Raw genomic sequence first — 19,793 nt, forward strand, 5'->3', positions numbered from 1 at the left:
GTGTCTCCGAACCGCGCGGCCGCCGTCTCCCATATCGGCAAGATCCGCTCCAACAACCAGGACTCCGGCTATGCGGGGCGGGAGCTCTTCGTCGTCGCCGACGGGATGGGCGGCCACGCGGGCGGCGACGTCGCCTCCGCGATCGCCGTCAACCGCATCCGGGAGGCCGACCGCGAGTATGCGTCAGCCGCCGAGGCCGAGTTCGCGCTGCAGTCGGCGCTGATCGCGGCCAACTCGCTGCTCGCCGAGACCGTGTTCGAGCATCCGGAGCTCACCGGAATGGGCACCACCGTCAGCGCGCTCGTGCGCGTCGGCGACCAGATCGCCCTCGCCCACATCGGCGACTCCCGCATCTACCTCTTCCGCGACGGCGAACTGAAACAGGTCTCGATCGACCACACGTTCGTGCAACGTCTCGTCGACAGCGGCCGCATCACCGAGGAGGAGGCGATGGTGCACCCCCGCCGGTCCGTGCTGATGCGCGTGCTCGGCGACGTCGACGCCTCCCCCGAGATCGACACCTGGACTCTCGACACCAAACCGGGCGACCGCTGGCTCATCTGCTCCGACGGACTGAGCGGAGTCGTCAAGAACGAAGACCTCGCCTCGGCTCTCGCGTCGAGGGATGCGCCGCGCCAGGTCGCGGAGAAGCTGGTGCGTCAGAGCCTCGACGCCGGCGCGCCCGACAACGTGACCGTCGTGATCCTCGACATCGCGGATGTGGCGCCCGGCGACACGATGAAAGACCCGGTCACCGTCGGGTCGGCAGCGGCACCCCTGTCGTTCAGCACGGAGTCCAAACCGACCACCCGCACGACGCGCCTCCCCTCGCTGCGACTGCACCCGGTGCGCCCAGCGACCGGCCCCACGCACTTCGAGCCCCAGTCGGAGGACTACCTCGACGAGCTGATCGAGGAGGACCAGCGTCGTGTCCGCCGCCGCAGGCTCACCTGGCTGATCGGCATCATCGTGGTCGTCGTCGCGATCGTGCTGGCGGCCCTGTTCGGCTACCAGTGGACGCAGTCCAGGTTCTTCGTCGGCGCATCCCCCTCGGGCAACGTCGCCGTGTTCCAGGGCGTGCAGCAGAGCCTCGGCCCGATCAGCCTCTCGCACGTCTACGAAGAGTCCGACGTGGCGGTCGGCGACCTGCCCGGGTACGACAAGCAGCTCGTCGAGCAGACGATCAACGCGGACAGCCTCGACGCTGCCCGTTCGATCGTGGAACAGTTGAGCGATGCCGTCGGCTAGCGGGGTCGCTGTCGCGCAACAGCCCCGACCGGAGACCGGTCGGGTGAAACGGCTGCGTCTGCCCCAGAAGCAGCGCAACCTCGAACTGGTGCTCCTGATCGCCGCGTGCGCGATCAACGCCACCGCGGTCGTTCTCGTGCAGCTCGGTGCGATCGGCCACGTCGACCTGAACCTGCTCTACCTCTGCTCCGGCCTGTCCGTGCTGGTCTTCGGCATGCACGTCGCGTTGCGCTATGTGGCCCCCCAGGCCGATCCGTTCCTGCTGCCCATCGGCACGGTGCTGAACGGCCTCGGCATCGCCGAGATCTACCGCATCGACCTCCACTACGAAGACTTCGGCTGGGACAGCGCCGGGGTGCGTCAGATCGTGTGGAGCGCCATCGCGATCATCTGCGCGATCGCCGTGATCATGATCATCCGCAATCACCGGGTGCTGCAGCGCTACACGTACATCTTCGGGTTCGCCGCGCTCGTGCTGCTGCTCCTGCCCATGCTGCCCGGCATCGGCCAGGAGATCTTCGGCGCCCGCGTCTGGATCCACATCGGGCCGTTCAGCTTCCAGCCCGGCGAGATCGCCAAGCTGTGCCTCGCTGTCTTCTTCGCCGGCTACCTCGTGCAGCGCCGCGATTCGCTGTCGATGGTCGGAAAGAAGTTCCTCGGGATGCGGTTCCCGCGCGCCCGCGACCTCGGCCCCATCCTCGTGGTCTGGCTGATGTCGATGGCGGTCATCGTGTTCCAGCGCGACCTCGGCACCGGCCTGCTCATCTTCGGCCTGTTCCTCGTGATGATCTACGTCGCCACGGCCCGTGTCAGCTGGGTCATCCTCGGTGTGCTGCTCATCGTCGGCGGCGCGGTCGTGGCGAGCCAGGTGCTGCCCTACGTGAACGATCGCTTCCAGAACTGGCTCATCCCGTTCTCGCAGAAGATCTACGACGAGCAGGGCGGCAGCTTCCAGTTGGTGCAGGGCCTGTTCGGTCTGGCCCACGGCGGCCTGATCGGCACCGGGCTCGGCCAGGGGCAGCCCTGGGTCACGCCGGTGGCCAACAGCGACTACATCATCGCGAGCCTCGGCGAGGAGCTGGGCCTGGCCGGGCTGTTCGCGATCTTCGCCCTCTACCTGCTCTTCGTCGCGCGCGGCCTGCGCATCGGCTTCGCCGGGCAGGACGACTTCGGCAAGCTGCTCGCGGTCGGGCTCTCGTTCACGGTGGCCCTCCAGTGCTTCATCGTGATCGGAGGCGTGACCCGGGTGATCCCGCTGACCGGCCTCACAACACCCTTCCTCGCCGCCGGCGGTTCGTCGCTGGTGGCCAACTGGATCATCGTGGCGCTGCTGCTGCGGCTGTCCGACACGGTGCGCAATCAACCCCGACTGGTGGTGAGCTGAGATGAATCGCGAGATCAAGCGCGTCAGCACCATCGTGCTGGCGATGTTCCTCGCCCTGCTGGTGTCGACCTCGATCCTGCAGGTGTTCCAAGCGGACACGCTCTCGGCGGATGCGCGCAACAGCCGCGCGCGCAACGACAGCTACTCGCAGCAGCGCGGCGCGATCCTGGTCGCCGGTCAGCCGGTCGCCCAGTCGGTGCCGGCCAGCGACGTCTACAAGTTCCAGAGGGTGTACAGCAACGGCCCGCTGTACTCCTCCGTCACCGGCTTCTTCCCGATCAACGGTGAGGCCACCGGCCTGGAGGGCGCCCTCGACGACAAGCTCAGCGGCTCGTCGAACTCGCAGTTCTTCGACCGTGTCAACGCCATCCTCACGGGCAAGAACCCGCAGGGAGCCTCCGTCGAGACCACGATCGACCCGGTGGCGCAGCAGGCGGCCTACGACGCCCTCGGCAACTACCAGGGCGCTGTGGTGCTGATGGAGCCGAAGACGGGCAAGATCCTCGCCATGGTGTCGAAGCCCGACTACGACCCCAACGCCCTCGCGTCGCACGACACGAAGGCCGTCAACACCCTCTACCAGCAGTTGCTCGACGCATCCGGCGATCCGCTCATCAACCGCACCATCGGCGGCGACCTGAACCCTCCGGGATCCACGTTCAAGCCGGTCATGAGCGCTGCCGCATTCGGCACGGGCGACTACACGAAAGACAGCCAGTTGCCGAACCTCTCGTCGCTCCCCCTGCCCGGCAGCGGAACTGTCGTCAAGAACGACAACTTCAGCACCTGCGGCCCCGGCGAGACGGTGTCGATCGCCACGGCGCAGATCCTGTCCTGCAACATCCCGTTCGCCGAACTCGGCATCAAGCTCGACCCGCAGACGATCAAGACGCAGGCGGACAAGTTCGGATTCAACCAGAAGCTCAGCATCCCCATCCGGGTCGAGCCGAGCGTGTACCCCCTCTACACCGACGACGCCGAGCGCGCCCAAGGGTCGTTCGGGCAGTTCAACGACAAGGCGACGCCACTGCAGATGGCCATGGTCTCCGCCGGAATCGCGAACGGCGGCAAGGTGATGTACCCGAACCTGGTCGACTCCATCCGCTCGGCCGACCTGCAAACCCTCGAGAGCTTCGAGCCCAAGGTGCTCAGTGAGGCCACGAGCCAGGCGAACGCGGACACGATCAAGCAGATGATGGTCGACGGCGTCGATCACGGCGTGGCGAGCAATGCAAGAATAGACGGGGTCAAGGTGGGCGGGAAGACCGGAACGGCGCAGAACGGGGACACGGATCCGTACACGCTCTGGTTCACAGGCTTCGCCCCGGCCGACGACCCTCAGTTCGCTGTGGCGGTAGTTGTTGAAAATGGCGGTGGACAAGGTCAGAACGGCACGGGTAACTCCATCGCCGCTCCGATCGCGAAGAAAGTACTAGAGGCGGTGCTGAACAAATGAGACCCACAGCAGGGCTCACCTTCGGTGGACGGTACGAGCTGCAGTCGCGCATTGCGATCGGCGGCATGGGCGAGGTGTGGCAAGCCACCGACCTCGTGATCGGCCGTACAGTCGCGATCAAGATCCTCAAAGACGAGTACCTGGGCGACCCGGGTTTCCTCGAGCGCTTCCGCGCCGAGGCCCGTCACGCCGCGCTGGTCAACCACGAGGGCATCGCCAACGTGTTCGACTACGGCGAGGAGGAGGGCAGCGCCTTCCTCGTGATGGAGCTGGTGCCCGGTGAGGCGCTCTCCACCATCCTCGAGCGCGAGCACGTTCTCAGCACCGACAAGACGCTCGACATCGTCGCTCAGACAGCCGCCGCGCTGCACGCCGCCCACGCCGCCGGGCTCGTTCACCGCGACATCAAGCCGGGCAACCTGCTGATCACCCCGGATGGCCGGGTCAAGATCACCGACTTCGGCATCGCCCGCATCGCCGACCAGGTTCCACTCACCGCTACGGGCCAGGTCATGGGCACGGTGCAGTACCTGTCGCCGGAGCAGGCGTCGGGACACCCCGCGTCCCCGACCACCGACATCTACTCGCTCGGCATCGTGGCCTACGAGTGCCTCGCCGGCCGTCGCCCCTTCACGGGCGAGTCGCAGGTCGCGATCGCGATGGCGCAGATCAACGAGGCGCCGCCGGAGCTCCCTCCGACGGTCGCCGAGCCGGTGCGCAACCTGGTCTTCGCCTGCATCGCGAAGAACCCGGCCGATCGCCCCGCGTCCGCCGCGCACCTCGCGAGGGCCGCGCAGGCGCTGCGCCGAGGGGATGTGCAGGCGGCCGCCGCCTCCGTGCCCGCCGTTCTCGGCATCGCCGGCCTCACCGGCGCCACCACGACCCTCATGCCGTCGGCCGGCGCTGGAGCGACCCAGGCCACGACCGTGCTGCCGTCGGCCGCTGCGGTGACGACCACCGAGGTCACCGACGAAGACGCACAGAAGTCGACGACCACCAAGAAGCGCAGCCCGTGGACGTGGCCGCTCATCGCCCTGATCGCGCTGCTCGCCCTCGTGCTGATCGGCACGATCATCGCGCTCGTCGCGCAGCCCCAAGGCACGCCCGCACCGTCCACCACGGCGACGACCAAATCGACCGCGCCCTCGCCGGCGCCGACGACCCCCAAGCCGACCCCCACGAGCAACACCGTGGAGATCAACGAGGGCGACTACACGGGTCTCTCCGCCGACGACGCCCGCGCGAAGCTCCAGGCCGCTGGGATGGTGGCCGACATCCAGACGGGTAACGCAGCGACATCGAACCCCCAGGTGAACACCGTGTACTCGGTGAACCCGACCGGGCCGGTGCCGCGCGGCAGCAAGGTGACGCTGAAGGTCTACGGGCCCGTCGCGTCCATCCCGACCCCGACGGACACGGTGACGACGAACCCGGCCTCCCCGCAAGACCTCACCACGCCACCGACGCAGGTCACGGTCACCTTCGGGTCGGCCAGCTGCCCGGCGGGCCAGAGCCTCGTGGGGCGCCGCCTCTACATCGACGGAGCTCCGCAGACTCCGGTGAACGCGAATTCGACGACGTGGGCGCCGACCGCGGCCAACACGTACAACCTCTCGTACACGATCTTCTGCGGCGAATCCGTGGAGTCGGCTCAGTCGCCCACGGTCCCGTACACGGTCAATGCCGCGGAGGGCGGCGGGGGCGGCACCGGCAAGTAGTGCGCCCGGCCCCGCAGACGGCCTCGACGGGTCGCACGACGAGGAGATACCCAGACAGCCCCCGCTACACTATCGGCAGCCCCGAGAGAAGGAGTTCGCAGTGAGCCCAGATAGCCGCCTGCTCGCAGGCCGATATCAAGTGGGCGAACTCGTCGGACGTGGTGGCATGTCCGACGTGCACCGCGGAACCGACACCCGGCTCGGGCGCACGGTCGCGATCAAGCTGCTGAAGCCGTCGCTCGCTACCGACCCCGCCTTCCGTACCCGCTTCCGCCAGGAGGCGCAGGCTGCTGCGCGCATGGCGCATCCCACGATCGTGCGTGTCTTCGACGCCGGCGAGGAGACCGTGCGGGAGCCCAACGGCCACGAGGCCCAGCTCCCGTTCATCGTGATGGAGTTCGTCGAGGGCGTGCTGCTCAAAGACCTCATCAAGAAGGGTCCCCTCGAGATCAGCGAGGCCGTGCGCATCACCGAGGGAATCCTCACCGCGCTCGAGTACTCGCACCGTGCCGGCGTCGTGCACCGCGACATCAAGCCGGGCAACATCATGATCACCAAGGCCGGTCAGGTCAAGGTCATGGACTTCGGCATCGCCCGGGCGATCAGCGACTCCTCGGCCACGGTCGCACAGACCACGGCCATCCTCGGCACCGCCAGCTACTTCTCGCCCGAGCAGGCGAAGGGCGAGTCGGTCGACTCCCGTACCGACCTGTATTCGACCGGCGTCGTGCTCTTCGAGATGCTCACCGGGCGGCCGCCCTTCCGCGGCGACACCCCTGTGGCCGTCGCGTACCAGCACGTCAGCGAGACCGCCGTCAAGCCCAGCAGCATCAACCCCAAAGTGTCGCCGGCTCTGGATGTCGTGGTCGCGCACGCGATGGCCAAAGACCGCTTCGAGCGCTACCAGACGGTCACCGAGTTCCGCGGCGACCTCGAGACGGCCGCCTCGGGCAAGGTTCCCCTCCGCAAGGAGGCCGATTCGCTCTCGGAGTCGCTGTTCGGCCCGCCGCCGAGCACCGTCACCGGGCCGGAGGCCGCCTTCCGCCAGCTCGCGGAAGATCAGACGATGGTGCGCACCCAGCGGCGCCCTCCGGTGATCTGGATCTGGGCGGGGTTCGCCATCATGGCCGTCGTCGTCATCGCCGTGCTCGCCTGGGTGCTCCGCCTCGCGCCGAGCACGTCGCTGCCCGAGACCAGTCGTGAGGTTCCGAACCTCTCCGGTCAGACCGTCGACAAGGCCACGGCCGAGCTGCAGGGCATGAAGCTCAAATGGACGCAGTCGCCCGAGGAGAGTTCGACCTACGCCGAGGGCCAGGTGATCCGCACAGACCCGGGCGCCGGGATCGTCGTCGCCACCGGCGACACCGTGACGGTGTACGTCTCGACGGGCAAGAAGGCGGTGACGGTGCCGGATGTCCACAACATGACCCTCGACGATGCCAAAGCCGCGGTCACGGCCGCCGGGCTCACCGTCGGGCCCGTAACGACGGAGAACTCGTCGAGCATCGCCGCCAACATCGTGATCAAGACCGACCCGGGTGCGTCCGGCAAGGCTCACGAGGGCGACGCGATCTCCTTCACAGTGTCGAGCGGAAACGTCACTCTCACCGATCTGACGGGACAGTCCATCCCCGCGGCCACAGGAATCCTGACGGAACTCGGCCTGACGGCCAACCCTCAGCCCGACAAGACCTGTCCGGCCGACGACGGCAGTCCGCTCGTGCACGCTCAGTCGGTGGCGCCTGGGGATGTGCCCCAAGGTTCGACGGTCAACCTCACCTACTGCACGGGCTGACGCGCGCGGGCTGTGCCGGCACCCTGGGTCGTCAGGTCGTCAGGTCGTCAGGTCGTCAGGTCGTCAGGCGAGTTTGACGAGCGGGTTCAGCCCGCGGGCGGTCTCGGCCGCCCCGGCGAGCCCGGCGACCTCGAGCCAGTTGCCGAGCATCCGGTACCCGCCCTCGGTGAGCACCGACTCCGGGTGGAACTGCACGCCGTAGATCGGCGCATCCCGGTGCCGGAGCCCCATGATCACGCCGCCCTCGGTGCGCGAGGTCACGATGAGGTCATCGGGAACCGTGCCGTCGACGACGGCCAGCGAGTGGTAGCGGGTCGCCGTGAACGGCTGACCGACGCCGTCGTAGAAAGGGCTCTCGTCGTGCGTGACCTGCGAGGTCTTGCCGTGCATCAGCTCTTCGGCGTTGGTGACGACCCCGCCGAACGCCTCCGCGATGGCCTGGTGCCCGAGGCAGACGCCGAGCAACGGCATCCCCGTCGCGAGCGCGAGTTCGACGACGGGGATCGAGGCTCCGGCGTCGGCCGGCTTGCCTGGCCCGGGTGAGATCAGCACAGCGTCGTATTCGGCGAGACGGGCGGGCAGATCGGCGGCCGGGATCGCATCGTTGCGCACCACGTCGGTGGTCGCGCCGAGCTCTCGAAGGTAACCGTTCAGCGTGTAGACGAAGCTGTCGTAGTTGTCGAGAACGAGTACGCGGGTCACGCGTTCACCGTACCTTCCTGTGGGCCGAGGAGCGAATCCACCCAGGGGAAGACCCAGGTCACGAGTGCGAACAGTACGACCGCCAGCAGCACGATCAGAATCAGGATGCGCACCCACACCGGTCCCGGCAGGACGCGCCACAGCGCTCCGTACATCTCTCACCCTCCGTTCGCCGCGACCTGCGCGGCGATCTCGCTCGGCACATCCGTCGTCGCTTGGTATCCCTGGAACACGGTGTAGGCGATGAGCCGCTCACCCGCGTGGAACGGCGGGTTGCACGTCGTGATCGTCATCAGGCGGTCGGCCGCCGTCGCCTGGGTCTTCTGCGGTACGGGAGCGATCACTGCAACGGCCGTCGGCTGCACGTACTCGAAGTTGCGGAACGTATAGGTGTACCAGCCGTCTTTCGTCTGCACGTACACGTGGTCCCCGATGTGCAGCTTCGACAGGTCGATGAACGTGTTGCCCCAGCCGCTGTCGTGGCCTGCCACCGCGAAGTTGCCCACCTGTCCGGGCATCGCCGTTCCCTTGTAGTGGCCGACACCGGCGTCGTAGCTGTTGAGCACCTTCTCGGTGTCGACGGTCTCGCGGATGGTGCGCTTCCAGTCGGGCCCGAGCCGCGGGATGTAGATGACGGCGAACGACTCATAGTCGGCCGGTTCCGTGAGCACGGGAGGAGCGGCCGGGTCGGAATTCGCCGGCGGCGGAACCTTCTTCGCGTCGTTCAGCCACTGCTGACTCTGCGAGCCCGCTGCGCTGGTCTGCTGGCCGGCCAGCACGAGGCTGTTCCACCACACCTGCCAGCCGAGGAAGAGCAGCACGAGAACGCCGGCGGTGATGAGTAACTCACCGAGGACGCCGACGACGGAGGTGCGCCTTCTGGGCCTCTTCCGCACGTCGCCGGTCATATGCGGGATTCTAGCGGTGGCGTCTGAGTGATAACCCTGGCGCTGTCTCACAGGATGCCGGGGCGCGGCCCGCTACACTATGGGACTATGGCACGCACCAAGTCGAAGACCAAGCCCGAACGCACCCCTGTGCAGTCCGGTGAGGAAGCCCCCAACCCGGTCTGGTTCAAACCGGTGATGTTCGGTTTCATGCTGATCGGACTGGTGTGGATCATCGTCTTCTACGTGAGCCAGAACCAGTATCCGATCCCCGCGCTCGGCGCCTGGAACATCCTCGTCGGCTTCGGCATCGCCTTCATCGGCTTCCTCATGACCACTCGCTGGCGCTAGTCGGCCTCCTCGCTTACCGCCCGGGATCACTTCGGTGGTCCCGGGCTTTTTCGTGCCCGCCGCTGACTTATCCACAGGATCCATCCACACTGAGGAGAAGCCCGCCTGCGGAGTTGTCCCCAGTGTTAATAAGCCTGTGGAGAGTTACACCGGTGTAATTATCCCCACTGTTAATAAGGCTGTGGATAACTTATCCACGCCTTGGGGAGAGCGGTTCAGACGAAGTGCACGAGGCTGAGCAGCACCAGGAGCACGCAGAACACAACGAGAAGCGGGAGCTGCCAGCGCTGCCGGGAGATCTTGCGCGTCTCCACGAAGATGAGGCCCACGATCGCGCCGCCGATCAATCCGCCGACGTGCGCCTGCCAGGCGATGCCGAAGCCGGGGATGAACCCGATCACCAGGTTGATCGCGATGAGCACCAGAAGCTGCGTCGCATCCCCACCCAGTCGGCGCTGAATGACGAAGAACGCGCCGAACATCCCGAAGATAGCTCCGGATGCGCCGACGACCGGCTGGCCCGGGTTCGCGATCAGCAGCACCCCCAGCGATCCCGCGAATCCGCTGATGAGGAACAGCGCCAGATAGCGTGCGCGGCCGAGGAGCGGCTCGAGAAGCATGCCGAAGATCCACAGGGTGTACATGTTCAGCGCGATGTGGATGAAGCTCGCGTGTGCGAACACGGCCGTCAGCATGCGCCACGGCTCGAAGCCCACGGCGGTGGTGCCCGGAGGGTACGAGTACAGCCCCGCGTATTGGATCGCTTCGGTCACCGATCCACCGATGCCGGGGATCGACTGCAGAATGAAGACGAGCACGCAGATGCCGATGAGCGCATATGTCACCACGGGCCGCCCGCGCCCGGTCATCCGGGTGAGGATGGCCGGCTTGGTCTTCGGCGCCGTCGCGCGCTGCTGAGCCATGCACTCCGGGCAGATGACGCCGACCGCGGCGGGCGTCTGGCATTCGGGGCAGATGGTGCGCCCGCAACGCTGACAGAGCACGAAGCTCTGACGATCGGGGTGCCGGTAGCAGAAATTGCTCCGGGAGTCAGCGGGCTGAGTCATCTATCGGCCCGGCCCCGCCGGCCTCAGACCTGCTCGACGGTGACCGACTCGATGACGACGTCGTCGAGCGGGCGGTCGCGCGCGTCGGTCGGCAGTTCTGCGAGCTTGTCGACGATCTTGCGCGACGCCTCGTCTTCGACGGCGCCGAAGATGGAGTGCTTGCCCTGCAACCAGGTGGTCGGGCCGACGGTGATGAAGAACTGCGAGCCGTTGGTGCCGTGCCCACCCTGGATGCCGGCGTTCGCCATGGCGAGGATGTAAGGCTCGGTGAAGTCGAGCTCGGGGTTGATCTCGTCGTCGAACTGGAAGCCGGGGCCACCGGTTCCGTTGCCGAGCGGGTCGCCGCCCTGGATCATGAAGCCGGGGATGATGCGGTGGAAGACCACGCCGTCGTACAGCTTGTCGGTGGTCTTGGCGCCGGTGTCGGGCTTCGTCCACTCGATCTCACCGGTCGCCAGTCCGATGAAGTTCTTGACCGTTTTCGGCGCGTGATTGCCGAAAAGGTTGACCTTGATGTCTCCGTAGTTAGTGTGGAGCGTGGCGACAGCGGTGTGCTTTGACATGGCATCAATTCTTGCACAGGGCTTGTGACCTCTCGGGTCATCCACAGCCCATTCGGTGGCAAGATGGATTCAATTCGCTACACGACGCAATGGAGGTCCACATGAGCCTGACACGGAAGCGTAAGAAGGAACTCAAGCGCCTGCGCAGTAGCGCCGAGGAGCTTTGGGAGCAGCAGCAGGAGGTGCTGGCACACGCCAACGCCGTCGCTGCCGAAGCACGCAAGCAGGCCGTTCACTACTCCCGCGAGGAGCTCGCTCCCCGGGTGCGCGACGGCTACGACCAGTACGTACGCCCGGCGACGCACACCGCGGGCCGGGTCGCAGGCATCGCCCGCGACCGTCTGGTCGGCGATGTCATCCCGGCCGTCGGCGCCACCATCGGCACCGCGATGAGCGTGGTCGACCACGCTCGCGACGCCAGGGCACGCGCTTTCATCGGCGACGTGAAGAAGGCCGGCAAAGACGTCTCCAAGAAGGCGAAGGCCGCGACGCAGAAGTCGGGGCCGGGTGCGGGCACCGTCATCGCCGTCGGTCTCGCGGTGATCGCCGCGGTGGGCGTGCTCTACGCCGTCTGGCAGACGTTCCGCGCCGACGACGAGCTGTGGGTCGCCGACGAGGAGCCGACCGCCACGACGGCCGAGTAGCGAACAACCGATTCCGTTCGAGCATTCAGGGTGGCACCCACCGGGTGTCACCCTGAAGCACGTTTCGGGGGATTCCCCGATGGTCGGCGCCGACACGCGCTGTCATCGTTGAGGTATGAACACTCTGCAAAGACCACTCAACGGCCGGATCATCGCCGGCGTCTGTGCCGGAATCGCCCAAAGGTTCGGATGGAAACCCTGGACGGTTCGGCTGCTCTTCCTGCTGTCCTGTCTGCTGCCGGGCCCGCAGTTCATCGCCTACATCGCGATGTGGATCATCGTGCCGTCACAGCAGGTGCGCCGCGCGGTCTAACGGGCGAGCCCCGCCATCCTGAGCGCGACATTCACCAGTTCGACCCGGCGCGATGGGATCGAGTCGAGCTCGAACCAAGCGGCCTCGTCCGTCGAGCCGTCCAGCTCGTTGGTGAGGTCGCCCGAGAGCACCCGGGCACGGTAGACAATGCGGAGCGCGTGCAGCGGCCCCGCATCCGGAACGAAGCGGTGCTCGGCGGGAACCACGTGTGAATCGATGCCGAGCAGCTCGCCGGCTTCGGCCACGTAACCCGTCTCCTCGGCGATCTCGCGCACCACGGCGTCGACGGGATCTTCTCCCGGGTCGATGCCGCCACCGGGCAGCGTCCAGCCCGAGCGCCCGTTCTCTCGCCAGTGGGCCAGCAGGATGCGGTTTCCATCGACGATCACACCGTAGGCGGCAACGCGGATGTCCATCCCGTCACCCTACTGCGGATGCTCATGCTGCGGATGTCGGCGGGAAGGGGCACACTGGATGCGTGCCTGAGCTGCCCGAAGTCACCGCCCTTGCGGCCGACCTCGACTCGCGTCTGAGCGGCCGAGTGATCGAACGGCTCTCGGTCAGCGCCTTCGCGGCACTCAAGACGTTCGATCCTCCGGTCTCCGCCCTGAACGGTCTGACGATCTCCGGGGTGACGAGACACGGCAAGTTTCTCGACATCGCCGCCGGTGATCTGCACGTGCTGATCCATCTGGCACGCGCCGGATGGATTCGGTGGCGAGATTCCCCGCCCCCGCCGCCCACCGGCAGGCCCGGCAAAGGCCCGCTCGCCGCTCGGCTCATCCTCGACGACGGCTCGGGCCTCGACATCACGGAGGCCGGCACGAAGAAGAGCCTGTCGATCTCCGTCGTGCACCAGCCGTCCGAGGTTCCGGGAGTCGCGCGGCTCGGCCCCGACCCGCTCGCCGAGACGTTCACTGTGGAAGTGTTCACCGACATTCTTCGCACGGCCGGCCGAGCTCAGATCAAAGGCGTGCTGCGCAACCAGTCGGTGATTGCCGGAATCGGCAACGCCTACTCGGACGAGATCCTCCACGCCGCACGCATGTCGCCGTTCAAGCCGGCGGCGATGTCAGACGACGAGATCCAGCGGCTCTACGATGCGATGCAGTCGACGCTGCGCGGCGCCCTGGCCCGGGCGGACGGCCTGGCCGCCTCCGAGCTCAAGAGCGAGAAGAAGTCGGGGCTGCAGGTTCACGGCCGCACCGGCGAACCGTGCCCGATGTGCGGCGACACCGTGCGACAGGTCATCTTCGCCGACTCGACGCTGCAGTACTGCCCCACCTGTCAGACCGGCGGCAAGCCGCTCTCCGACCGGGTTCTGTCCCGTCTGCTCAAGTAGCCGGCACCCACACACCCCTCAGCACGCGCAGTCGAGCTCTACAGCGCCCACCGGGGCGGTGAGTTCGTCGGTCGCGCGCTCGATGCGGCCGTCGTCGTCGACGATCGGCAGACCCTCGCGGGCCCAGTACTCGTATCCGCCGATCATTTCCTTCACCGAATACCCGAGCAGGCTGAACTGCAGAGCGGCGCGGGTCGACCCGTTGCAGCCGGGGCCCCAGCAGTAGACCACGACGGACGACCCAGCGGGGATCAGCTGCTGCGCACGTTCGGCGATCTGAGCCGTCGGCAGGTGGATGGCGCCCTCCACTCGCCCGCCGATCCACGCTGCCGCCCCTCGGGTGTCGACGAGCACGAACGGAACGCGAGCATCCATCGCCGCTTTCACGTCGGAGGGGTCTGTCTCGAACTGGAGCTTCGCGGCGAAGTGTCGTGCCGCATCCTGGGGCGTGATGATCATGACCACAAGATTAGGAAAGCGACGTCACGGTTTGAAGAAGCGATCGACGGGGTTCCGGCTGCCTCGCCGGGCATTCGATGGAAGAATGCCGGAATGGCCGAACAATCCACTTTCACCGCGGACGCGGTCGACGCATCCCTTCTCCACGAGCTTCAACTCGACGGACGCCAGTCCATCGCCGAGCTCGCACGGACGGTGCACATGTCGAACAGCGCCGTCGCCGAGCGGGTGCGCCGGCTGGAGGAGGCAGGGGTGATCCGCGGATACCGCGCGATCGTCGACCCCGAGCGACTGGGCCTGTCTATCCTCGCGTATCTGCGCCTGCGCTACCCGAGCAGTGTCTACAAGCCGCTCCACGATCTGCTGGCCGACATTCCCGAGGTCGTCGAGGCGCACCATGTGACGGGCGACGACTGCTTCATCATCAAGGTGGTGGCCACCTCGATGCGTCACCTGGAACAGGTCAGCGGCAGGATCGGATCCCTCGGCAGCGTGACGACGAGCATCGCGTATTCGAGCCCGTTCCAGACCCGCGCGATCGTTCCGCCCGAGTGGGGCGAGAAGTGAAGACTGTGGAGCCTAGGAGATTCGAACTCCTGACATCCTGCTTGCAAAGCAGGCGCTCTACCAACTGAGCTAAGGCCCCGGGAGGGGTTTGGTGGGGATACGAGGACTTGAACCTCGGACCTCTTCGTTATCAGCGAAGCGCTCTAACCGCCTGAGCTATATCCCCGATTGGGCAGATTAGAGACTACCTGATCTGCCCAGGCATTACGAAATCGAGCCTAGTTGTTCGTGAATCCGACGAGCAGGCCGCCGGTGATCTTCACCGACAGGTTGTACAGCAGCGCGAACACGGCGCCGAGCGCGGTGATCACGATGATGTCGAGGATTCCGACGACGAGCGAGAAGCCCATCACCTGTCCGAGCCCGAGGATCGACTTGAGGTCGGTGCCGCCGGCGCCGGAGATGTCTTTGAACAGGCTGTTGACCTGGTCGAAGATGCCGGTGCGGTCGAGCACAGTCCACACGAGGAACGTGCCGACGATGGCGATGATCGCGAGGCAGATCCCTGCGAGGAAGGACAACTTCACGGTCGACCAGAAGTCGATATAGACCAGCTTGAGGCGCACCTGCTTGGCGGATGCGGGTCTACGGGACGACTTCTTGGCGAGCTTTTCGGCGACACTACTGCTCATCTACTGTTTCTTCCTTCCCGGCGTCACCCGATTCTTCGTCAGCTTCCTGAGAATCGAGGTTACGTTCGGTGTTCTTAGCCAGAGCGATGATCTTGTCGGACTCGGCGAAACGTGCAAAGACGACACCCATGGTGTCTCGGCCCTTGGCGGGTACCTCGGCCACGGCAGAGCGTACCACCTTGCCGCTGGCAAGAACCACAAGGACCTCGTCGTCTTCGTCCACGATCAGCGCGCCGACCAGGTCGCCTCTGTCGTCGCTCAGCTTGGCCACCTTGATGCCCAGACCACCGCGGTTCTGCAGGCGGTACTGGTCGGCGGAGGTGCGCTTCGCGTAGCCGCCCTCGGTCACGACGAAGACGAATCCTTCGTCGGACACGACGGATGCGTCGAGCAGGCTGTCCTCGCCGCGGAAGTGCATGCCGATCACACCCGAGGTCGACCGGCCCATCGGGCGCAGGGCGTCGTCGGAGGCGGTGAACCGGATGGACATGCCCTTGCGCGACACCAGCAACAGGTCGGAGTCTTCCTCCACCAGCAGCGCGGACACGAGTTCGTCTTCCTCGCGCAGCTTGATGGCGATGATGCCGCCGGACCGGTTGGTGTCGTACTCGCTGAGAGACGTCTTCTTGATCAGGCCGTCGCGGGTGGCGAGCACCAGGTACTGCGCCGCCGTGTAGTCGCGGATATCGAGGATCTCTGCGATCTCCTCATCCGGCTGCATGGCGAGCAGGTTGGCGACGTGCTGGCCCTTCGCGTCGCGACCGGCCTCCTGCACCTCGTAGGTCTTCGCGCGGTAGACCCGGCCCTTGTTGGTGAAGAAGAGGAGCCAGTGGTGCGTGGTCGTCACGAAGAAGTGGTCCACCACATCCTCGCCGCGGAGCTGGGCGCCCTTGACGCCCTTGCCGCCGCGGTGCTGACTGCGGTAGTTGTCGCTGCGGGTGCGCTTGATGTAGCCGCCGCGCGTGACCGTGACCACCATCTCCTCTTCGGGGATGAGGTCTTCCATGCTCATGTCGCCGTCGAAGCCGAACATGATCTCGGTGCGACGGTCGTCGCCGAAGCGGGAGACGATCTCGCTGAGCTCGTCGCTGATGATCGTGCGCTGGCGCACCGGGTCAGCGAGGATCGCCTTGTAGTCCTCGATCTCGCGCTCGAGTTCGTCGTGCTCGTCGATGATCTTCTGGCGTTCGAGCGCGGCGAGGCGACGCAGCTGCATCGTGAGGATCGCATCCGCCTGCACCTGGTCGACCTCGAGCAGCTCCATCAGGCCGGAGCGCGCGTCGTCCACGGTCGGTGAGCGACGGATGAGGGCGATGACCTCGTCGAGGGCGTCGAGCGCTTTGAGCAGACCGCGCAGGATGTGGGCGCGTTCCTCAGCCTTGCGCAGCCGGAACTGGGTGCGGCGCACGATGACCTCGATCTGGTGGTCGACCCACGCCGTGATGAACCCGTCGAGCGGCAGCGTGCGCGGAACCTTGTCGACGATCGCGAGCATGTTCGCGCCGAAGTTCTCCTGCAGCTGCGTGTGCTTGTACAGGTTGTTGAGCACGACCTTCGCCACGGCGTCGCGCTTCAGCACGATCACCAGGCGCTGACCGGTGCGGCCCGAGGTCTCGTCGCGGATGTCGGCGATGCCGCCGATCTTGCCGTCTTTGACCAGCTCGGCGATCTTGATCGCGAGGTTGTCCGGGTTCACCTGGTACGGCAGCTCGGTGACGACGAGGCAGACCCGTCCCTGGATCTCCTCGATCGTGACAACGGAGCGCATGGTGATCGAGCCGCGACCGGTGCGGTACATGTCCTGGATGCCCTTGACGCCCAGGATCTGCGCGCCGGTCGGGAAGTCGGGGCCCTTGATGCGCTTGATGAGCTCTTCGAGCAGCTCCTCGCGCGGCGCGTCCGGGTTCGCCAGATACCAGAGAGCGCCGTCGGCGACCTCGCGCAGGTTGTGCGGCGGGATGTTGGTGGCCATGCCGACCGCGATACCGACCGAGCCGTTGACCAGCAGGTTCGGGAAGCGCGACGGCAGAACGGCGGGCTCCTGCGTGCGGCCGTCGTAGTTGTCTTGGAAGTCGACGGTCTCCTCGTCGATGTCGCGCACCATCTCGAGCGCGAGCGGGGCCATCTTCGTCTCGGTGTATCGAGGCGCCGCAGCGCCGTCGTTACCGGGGGAACCGAAGTTTCCCTGGCCGAGGGCGAGCGGATAGCGGAGGCTCCACGGCTGCACGAGACGCACGAGGGCGTCGTAGATCGCCGAGTCGCCGTGCGGGTGGAACTGGCCCATCACGTCGCCGACGACACGCGCGCACTTCGAGAACGCCTTGTCGGGGCGGTAGCCGCCGTCGAACATCGCGTAGATCACGCGACGGTGCACGGGCTTGAGACCGTCACGCACCTCGGGCAGCGCGCGCCCGATGATGACGCTCATGGCGTAGTCGAGGTAGGAGCGCTGCATCTCCGACTGCAGGTCGACCTGGTCGATCCTGCCGTGCACGCCGAAGCCGGCACCGGCAGCGCCGTCGGCGATCACGATCTCGGTCTCGAGCGACTCGCCGTCGCTCGCGCCCGCATCCGGGGTCTCGCCGATGCCGTCGTTGGGAGTTTCGTCAGATGTCAAGGAACCGCACGTCCTTCGCGTTCTTCTGGATGAAATTACGGCGCGACTCGACGTCTTCGCCCATCAGGGTGGCGAAGATCTCGTCGGCGGCGGCCGCGTCGTCGAGGGTGACCTGCAGCAGTGTGCGGGTCTCGGGGCTCATCGTGGTCTCCCACAGCTCCTTGTAGTCCATCTCGCCGAGACCCTTGTAGCGCTGCACGCCGTTGTCTTTCGGGATGCGCTTGCCTGCTGCGATGCCATCCGCGAGGAAGGCGTCGCGCTCGCGGTCGGAGTAGACGTACTCGTGCTCGGCGTTACTCCACTTGAGGCGGTAGAGCGGCGGCTGCGCGAGGTACACGTAGCCGAGCTCGATGAGCGGGCGCATGTAGCGGAACAGCAGTGTGAGCAGCAGTGTCGTGATGTGCTGGCCGTCGACATCTGCGTCGGCCATGAGCACGATCTTGTGATAGCGCGCCTTCTCAGGGTTGAAGTCCTCGCCGATGCCCGCACCGAAGGCGGTGATCATCGCCTGCACCTCGTTGTTGGCGAGAGCGCGGTCGAGCCGGGCCTTCTCCACGTTGAGGATCTTGCCGCGCAACGGCAGGATCGCCTGCGTCTCCGGGTTGCGCCCCTGAACGGCGGAGCCGCCGGCCGAGTCGCCCTCCACGATGAAGATCTCCGACACCGAAGGGTCTTTCGACTGGCAGTCCTTGAGCTTTCCGGGCATCCCGCCACCCTCGAGCAGGCCCTTGCGACGGGCCGTCTCGCGCGCCTTGCGGGCGGCCAGTCGAGCCGTCGCCGCTTGGAGGGCCTTACGGATGATCTCCTTGGCCTGGTTGGGGTTGCGGTCGAACCAGTCGCCGAGCTGGTCGCCGACAACCTTCTGCACGAACGCCTTGGCCTCGGTGTTGCCGAGCTTGGTCTTCGTCTGACCCTCGAACTGCGGCTCGGACAGCTTGACCGAGATCACCGCGGTGAGACCCTCGCGCACGTCGTCGCCCGAGAGGTTGTCATCCTTCTCTTTGAGGATGCCCTTCTCTCGCGCGTACCGGTTGACGAGCGTGGTCAGCGCAGCGCGGAAGCCCTCTTCGTGGGTTCCGCCCTCGTGGGTGTTGATCGTGTTGGCGTAGGTGAAGACGCTCTCGTTGTATCCCGTGGTCCACTGCATCGCGACCTCGAGGGCGATCTTGCGCTCGGTGTCCTCCGACTCGAACGAGATGATCTCGTCGTTCACGACCTCGGCCTTCTTGGCCGAGTTCAGGTACTCCACGTAGTCGGTCAGACCGCGTTCGTAGAGGAAGGTCTCGGAGCGGGGCTCGTCGCTGTCATCGGTCGGGCGCTCGTCGGTGAGCTTGATGCGCAGACCTTTGTTGAGGAAGGCCATCTGCTGAAAACGTGTGCGGAGGGTGTCGTAGTCGAACACCACGCTCTCGAAGGTCTCGGGACTCGGCCAGAACGTGATCGTCGTACCCGTGGCATCCGTGGCCTCACCCTTCTCGAGCGGCGCCTGCGGCACGCCGTTGCGGTAGCTCTGCCGGTAGACGTTGCCCTGGCGGCTGACCTCGACGTCGAGACGCGACGAGAGGGCGTTCACCACCGAGCTGCCGACGCCGTGCAGACCGCCCGAGACCGCGTATCCGCCGCCGCCGAACTTTCCGCCGGCGTGCAGGATCGTCAGAACGACCTCGACCGTGGACTTCTTCTCGACGGGGTGGATGTCGACCGGGATGCCGCGCCCGTTGTCGATGACGCGCACTCCGCCGTCGAGAAGGATCGTGACGTCGATGCTGTCGGCCGCGCCGGCCAGGGCCTCATCGACCGAGTTGTCGACGATCTCCTGAACCAGGTGGTGGAGTCCACGGGGACCAGTGGAACCGATGTACATACCGGGTCGTTTGCGTACGGCTTCGAGACCCTCGAGAACCTGGATCTCGTTCGCGCCGTAGTCGTGTTCCGACTCAGCTTTGCTTGGTTCCATCGTCATATGAAATTAGGCTCCTGACCGCACTCAGTGTGACCTCACCATTCTACCAAGAGCACGCCGCCGGAAGGGCCAAAATCGCTCGTCT

20 protein-coding genes and 2 tRNA genes are annotated in these 19,793 nt (G+C 66.2%); 10 read left to right on the forward strand and 12 right to left on the reverse strand.

Going from position 1 to position 19,793, the window contains the following annotated elements; all coding sequences use genetic code 11:
- The 5 genes from ACFVWR_RS03085 to pknB all read left to right on the forward strand — a co-directional run bounded on the left by ACFVWR_RS03085 (position 1) and on the right by pknB (position 7,601).
- Positions 1–1,248 carry a PP2C family protein-serine/threonine phosphatase gene (locus ACFVWR_RS03085; RefSeq protein WP_387207861.1) on the forward strand — a complete coding sequence of 416 codons (1,248 nt, stop codon included), beginning with the start codon at positions 1–3 and terminating at the stop codon, positions 1,246–1,248.
- On the forward strand, positions 1,235–2,632 hold the full coding sequence (locus ACFVWR_RS03090; protein WP_387207862.1) for an FtsW/RodA/SpoVE family cell cycle protein: 1,398 nt from the start codon (positions 1,235–1,237) through the stop codon (positions 2,630–2,632). The genes ACFVWR_RS03085 and ACFVWR_RS03090 overlap by 14 nt, the downstream gene beginning before the upstream one ends.
- A 1-nt stretch (position 2,633) precedes the next feature.
- Positions 2,634–4,088, forward strand: coding sequence for a peptidoglycan D,D-transpeptidase FtsI family protein (locus ACFVWR_RS03095; RefSeq protein ID WP_387207864.1), 1,455 nt, complete (start codon positions 2,634–2,636; stop codon positions 4,086–4,088).
- On the forward strand, positions 4,085–5,806 hold the full coding sequence (locus ACFVWR_RS03100; protein ID WP_387207866.1) for a protein kinase: 1,722 nt from the start codon (positions 4,085–4,087) through the stop codon (positions 5,804–5,806). Before ACFVWR_RS03095 ends, ACFVWR_RS03100 begins: the two co-directional genes overlap by 4 nt.
- Before the next feature lie 100 nt (positions 5,807–5,906).
- On the forward strand, positions 5,907–7,601 hold the full coding sequence (pknB, locus tag ACFVWR_RS03105) for a Stk1 family PASTA domain-containing Ser/Thr kinase (RefSeq protein WP_387207868.1): 1,695 nt from the start codon (positions 5,907–5,909) through the stop codon (positions 7,599–7,601).
- Between the two features lie 63 nt (positions 7,602–7,664).
- Here the strand turns inward: pknB and ACFVWR_RS03110 are convergent, their stop codons facing one another.
- From ACFVWR_RS03110 to ACFVWR_RS03120, 3 genes are read right to left on the reverse strand one after another with little or no spacing between them, the layout of a single operon-like run.
- On the reverse strand, positions 7,665–8,303 hold the full coding sequence (locus ACFVWR_RS03110) for an anthranilate synthase component II (RefSeq protein WP_387207870.1): 639 nt from the start codon (positions 8,301–8,303) through the stop codon (positions 7,665–7,667).
- Positions 8,300–8,458, reverse strand: a complete 159-nt coding sequence (locus ACFVWR_RS03115; RefSeq protein WP_387207872.1) for a hypothetical protein — start codon at positions 8,456–8,458, stop codon at positions 8,300–8,302. The genes ACFVWR_RS03110 and ACFVWR_RS03115 overlap by 4 nt, the downstream gene beginning before the upstream one ends.
- Before the next feature lie 3 nt (positions 8,459–8,461).
- The gene (locus ACFVWR_RS03120) at positions 8,462–9,211 is read right to left on the reverse strand and encodes a class E sortase (protein WP_387207874.1); all 750 of its coding nucleotides are present in this window, start codon (positions 9,209–9,211) and stop codon (positions 8,462–8,464) included.
- Positions 9,212–9,298: 87 nt separating this feature from the next.
- Here ACFVWR_RS03120 and ACFVWR_RS03125 point away from each other — a divergent pair, with 87 nt between their 5' ends.
- On the forward strand, positions 9,299–9,541 hold the full coding sequence (locus tag ACFVWR_RS03125; protein ID WP_387207876.1) for a cell division protein CrgA: 243 nt from the start codon (positions 9,299–9,301) through the stop codon (positions 9,539–9,541).
- A 215-nt stretch (positions 9,542–9,756) separates the two neighbouring features.
- Here the strand turns inward: ACFVWR_RS03125 and ACFVWR_RS03130 are convergent, their stop codons facing one another.
- Together ACFVWR_RS03130 and ACFVWR_RS03135 are read right to left on the reverse strand one after the other, a co-directional pair.
- Positions 9,757–10,608, reverse strand: coding sequence for a rhomboid family intramembrane serine protease (locus tag ACFVWR_RS03130; RefSeq protein WP_387207878.1), 852 nt, complete (start codon positions 10,606–10,608; stop codon positions 9,757–9,759).
- A gap of 23 nt (positions 10,609–10,631) precedes the next feature.
- Positions 10,632–11,171: a peptidylprolyl isomerase gene (locus tag ACFVWR_RS03135; RefSeq protein ID WP_387207880.1), complete on the reverse strand. Its 540-nt coding sequence runs from the start codon at positions 11,169–11,171 to the stop codon at positions 10,632–10,634.
- 101 nt (positions 11,172–11,272) lie between these two features.
- Between ACFVWR_RS03135 and ACFVWR_RS03140 the strand changes: the two genes are divergently transcribed.
- Positions 11,273–11,815 carry a hypothetical protein gene (locus ACFVWR_RS03140; RefSeq protein WP_387207882.1) on the forward strand — a complete coding sequence of 181 codons (543 nt, stop codon included), beginning with the start codon at positions 11,273–11,275 and terminating at the stop codon, positions 11,813–11,815.
- 115 nt (positions 11,816–11,930) lie between these two features.
- Entirely contained in the window at positions 11,931–12,128 is a 198-nt protein-coding gene (locus ACFVWR_RS03145; protein ID WP_387207884.1) for a PspC domain-containing protein, read from the forward strand.
- On the opposite strand, the gene ACFVWR_RS03150 is transcribed toward ACFVWR_RS03145, so the two are convergent.
- Positions 12,125–12,544, reverse strand: a complete 420-nt coding sequence (locus tag ACFVWR_RS03150) for an NUDIX hydrolase (protein ID WP_387207885.1) — start codon at positions 12,542–12,544, stop codon at positions 12,125–12,127. The two genes, ACFVWR_RS03145 and ACFVWR_RS03150, sit on opposite strands and share 4 nt — an antisense overlap.
- Before the next feature lie 62 nt (positions 12,545–12,606).
- Between ACFVWR_RS03150 and ACFVWR_RS03155 the strand changes: the two genes are divergently transcribed.
- On the forward strand, positions 12,607–13,470 hold the full coding sequence (locus ACFVWR_RS03155; protein WP_387207887.1) for an Fpg/Nei family DNA glycosylase: 864 nt from the start codon (positions 12,607–12,609) through the stop codon (positions 13,468–13,470).
- 18 nt (positions 13,471–13,488) lie between these two features.
- Here the strand turns inward: ACFVWR_RS03155 and ACFVWR_RS03160 are convergent, their stop codons facing one another.
- On the reverse strand, positions 13,489–13,929 hold the full coding sequence (locus ACFVWR_RS03160; protein ID WP_387207889.1) for a rhodanese-like domain-containing protein: 441 nt from the start codon (positions 13,927–13,929) through the stop codon (positions 13,489–13,491).
- 93 nt (positions 13,930–14,022) lie between these two features.
- Here ACFVWR_RS03160 and ACFVWR_RS03165 point away from each other — a divergent pair, with 93 nt between their 5' ends.
- Complete coding sequence (locus tag ACFVWR_RS03165) at positions 14,023–14,496, forward strand: Lrp/AsnC family transcriptional regulator (protein WP_387207891.1); 474 nt, start codon at positions 14,023–14,025, stop codon at positions 14,494–14,496.
- Between the two features lie 6 nt (positions 14,497–14,502).
- On the opposite strand, the gene ACFVWR_RS03170 is transcribed toward ACFVWR_RS03165, so the two are convergent.
- The 5 genes from ACFVWR_RS03170 to gyrB all read right to left on the reverse strand — a co-directional run bounded on the left by ACFVWR_RS03170 (position 14,503) and on the right by gyrB (position 19,708).
- Positions 14,503–14,575 (reverse strand) — tRNA-Ala (locus tag ACFVWR_RS03170).
- A gap of 10 nt (positions 14,576–14,585) precedes the next feature.
- A tRNA-Ile gene (locus tag ACFVWR_RS03175) sits at positions 14,586–14,662 on the reverse strand.
- A gap of 52 nt (positions 14,663–14,714) precedes the next feature.
- Positions 14,715–15,128, reverse strand: coding sequence for a DUF3566 domain-containing protein (locus ACFVWR_RS03180; protein WP_387207893.1), 414 nt, complete (start codon positions 15,126–15,128; stop codon positions 14,715–14,717).
- The gene (gene gyrA, locus ACFVWR_RS03185; protein ID WP_387207895.1) at positions 15,118–17,745 is read right to left on the reverse strand and encodes a DNA gyrase subunit A; all 2,628 of its coding nucleotides are present in this window, start codon (positions 17,743–17,745) and stop codon (positions 15,118–15,120) included. Before gyrA ends, ACFVWR_RS03180 begins: the two co-directional genes overlap by 11 nt.
- Positions 17,735–19,708, reverse strand: coding sequence for a DNA topoisomerase (ATP-hydrolyzing) subunit B (gyrB, locus tag ACFVWR_RS03190; protein ID WP_387207897.1), 1,974 nt, complete (start codon positions 19,706–19,708; stop codon positions 17,735–17,737). The genes gyrA and gyrB overlap by 11 nt, the downstream gene beginning before the upstream one ends.
- Positions 19,709–19,793: the final 85 nt, after the last annotated feature.

Origin of the sequence: Leifsonia sp. NPDC058292 (assembly GCF_042880955.1) — a bacterium.
GTDB lineage: Bacteria > Actinomycetota > Actinomycetes > Actinomycetales > Microbacteriaceae > Leifsonia.

Coding starts and splice junctions, on each gene's coding strand:
- ACFVWR_RS03090 (WP_387207862.1), top strand. CDS start 1,235: ATGCCGTCGGCTAGCGGGGTCGCTGTCGCGCAACAGCCCCGACCGGAG.
- ACFVWR_RS03095 (WP_387207864.1), top strand. CDS start 2,634: ATGAATCGCGAGATCAAGCGCGTCAGCACCATCGTGCTGGCGATGTTC.
- ACFVWR_RS03100 (WP_387207866.1), top strand. CDS start 4,085: ATGAGACCCACAGCAGGGCTCACCTTCGGTGGACGGTACGAGCTGCAG.
- ACFVWR_RS03115 (WP_387207872.1), bottom strand. CDS start 8,458: ATGTACGGAGCGCTGTGGCGCGTCCTGCCGGGACCGGTGTGGGTGCGC.
- ACFVWR_RS03120 (WP_387207874.1), bottom strand. CDS start 9,211: ATGACCGGCGACGTGCGGAAGAGGCCCAGAAGGCGCACCTCCGTCGTC.
- ACFVWR_RS03125 (WP_387207876.1), top strand. CDS start 9,299: ATGGCACGCACCAAGTCGAAGACCAAGCCCGAACGCACCCCTGTGCAG.
- ACFVWR_RS03130 (WP_387207878.1), bottom strand. CDS start 10,608: ATGACTCAGCCCGCTGACTCCCGGAGCAATTTCTGCTACCGGCACCCC.
- ACFVWR_RS03135 (WP_387207880.1), bottom strand. CDS start 11,171: ATGTCAAAGCACACCGCTGTCGCCACGCTCCACACTAACTACGGAGAC.
- ACFVWR_RS03140 (WP_387207882.1), top strand. CDS start 11,273: ATGAGCCTGACACGGAAGCGTAAGAAGGAACTCAAGCGCCTGCGCAGT.
- ACFVWR_RS03145 (WP_387207884.1), top strand. CDS start 11,931: ATGAACACTCTGCAAAGACCACTCAACGGCCGGATCATCGCCGGCGTC.
- ACFVWR_RS03150 (WP_387207885.1), bottom strand. CDS start 12,544: ATGGACATCCGCGTTGCCGCCTACGGTGTGATCGTCGATGGAAACCGC.
- ACFVWR_RS03160 (WP_387207889.1), bottom strand. CDS start 13,929: ATGATCATCACGCCCCAGGATGCGGCACGACACTTCGCCGCGAAGCTC.
- ACFVWR_RS03165 (WP_387207891.1), top strand. CDS start 14,023: ATGGCCGAACAATCCACTTTCACCGCGGACGCGGTCGACGCATCCCTT.
- ACFVWR_RS03180 (WP_387207893.1), bottom strand. CDS start 15,128: ATGAGCAGTAGTGTCGCCGAAAAGCTCGCCAAGAAGTCGTCCCGTAGA.
- gyrB (WP_387207897.1), bottom strand. CDS start 19,708: ATGACGATGGAACCAAGCAAAGCTGAGTCGGAACACGACTACGGCGCG.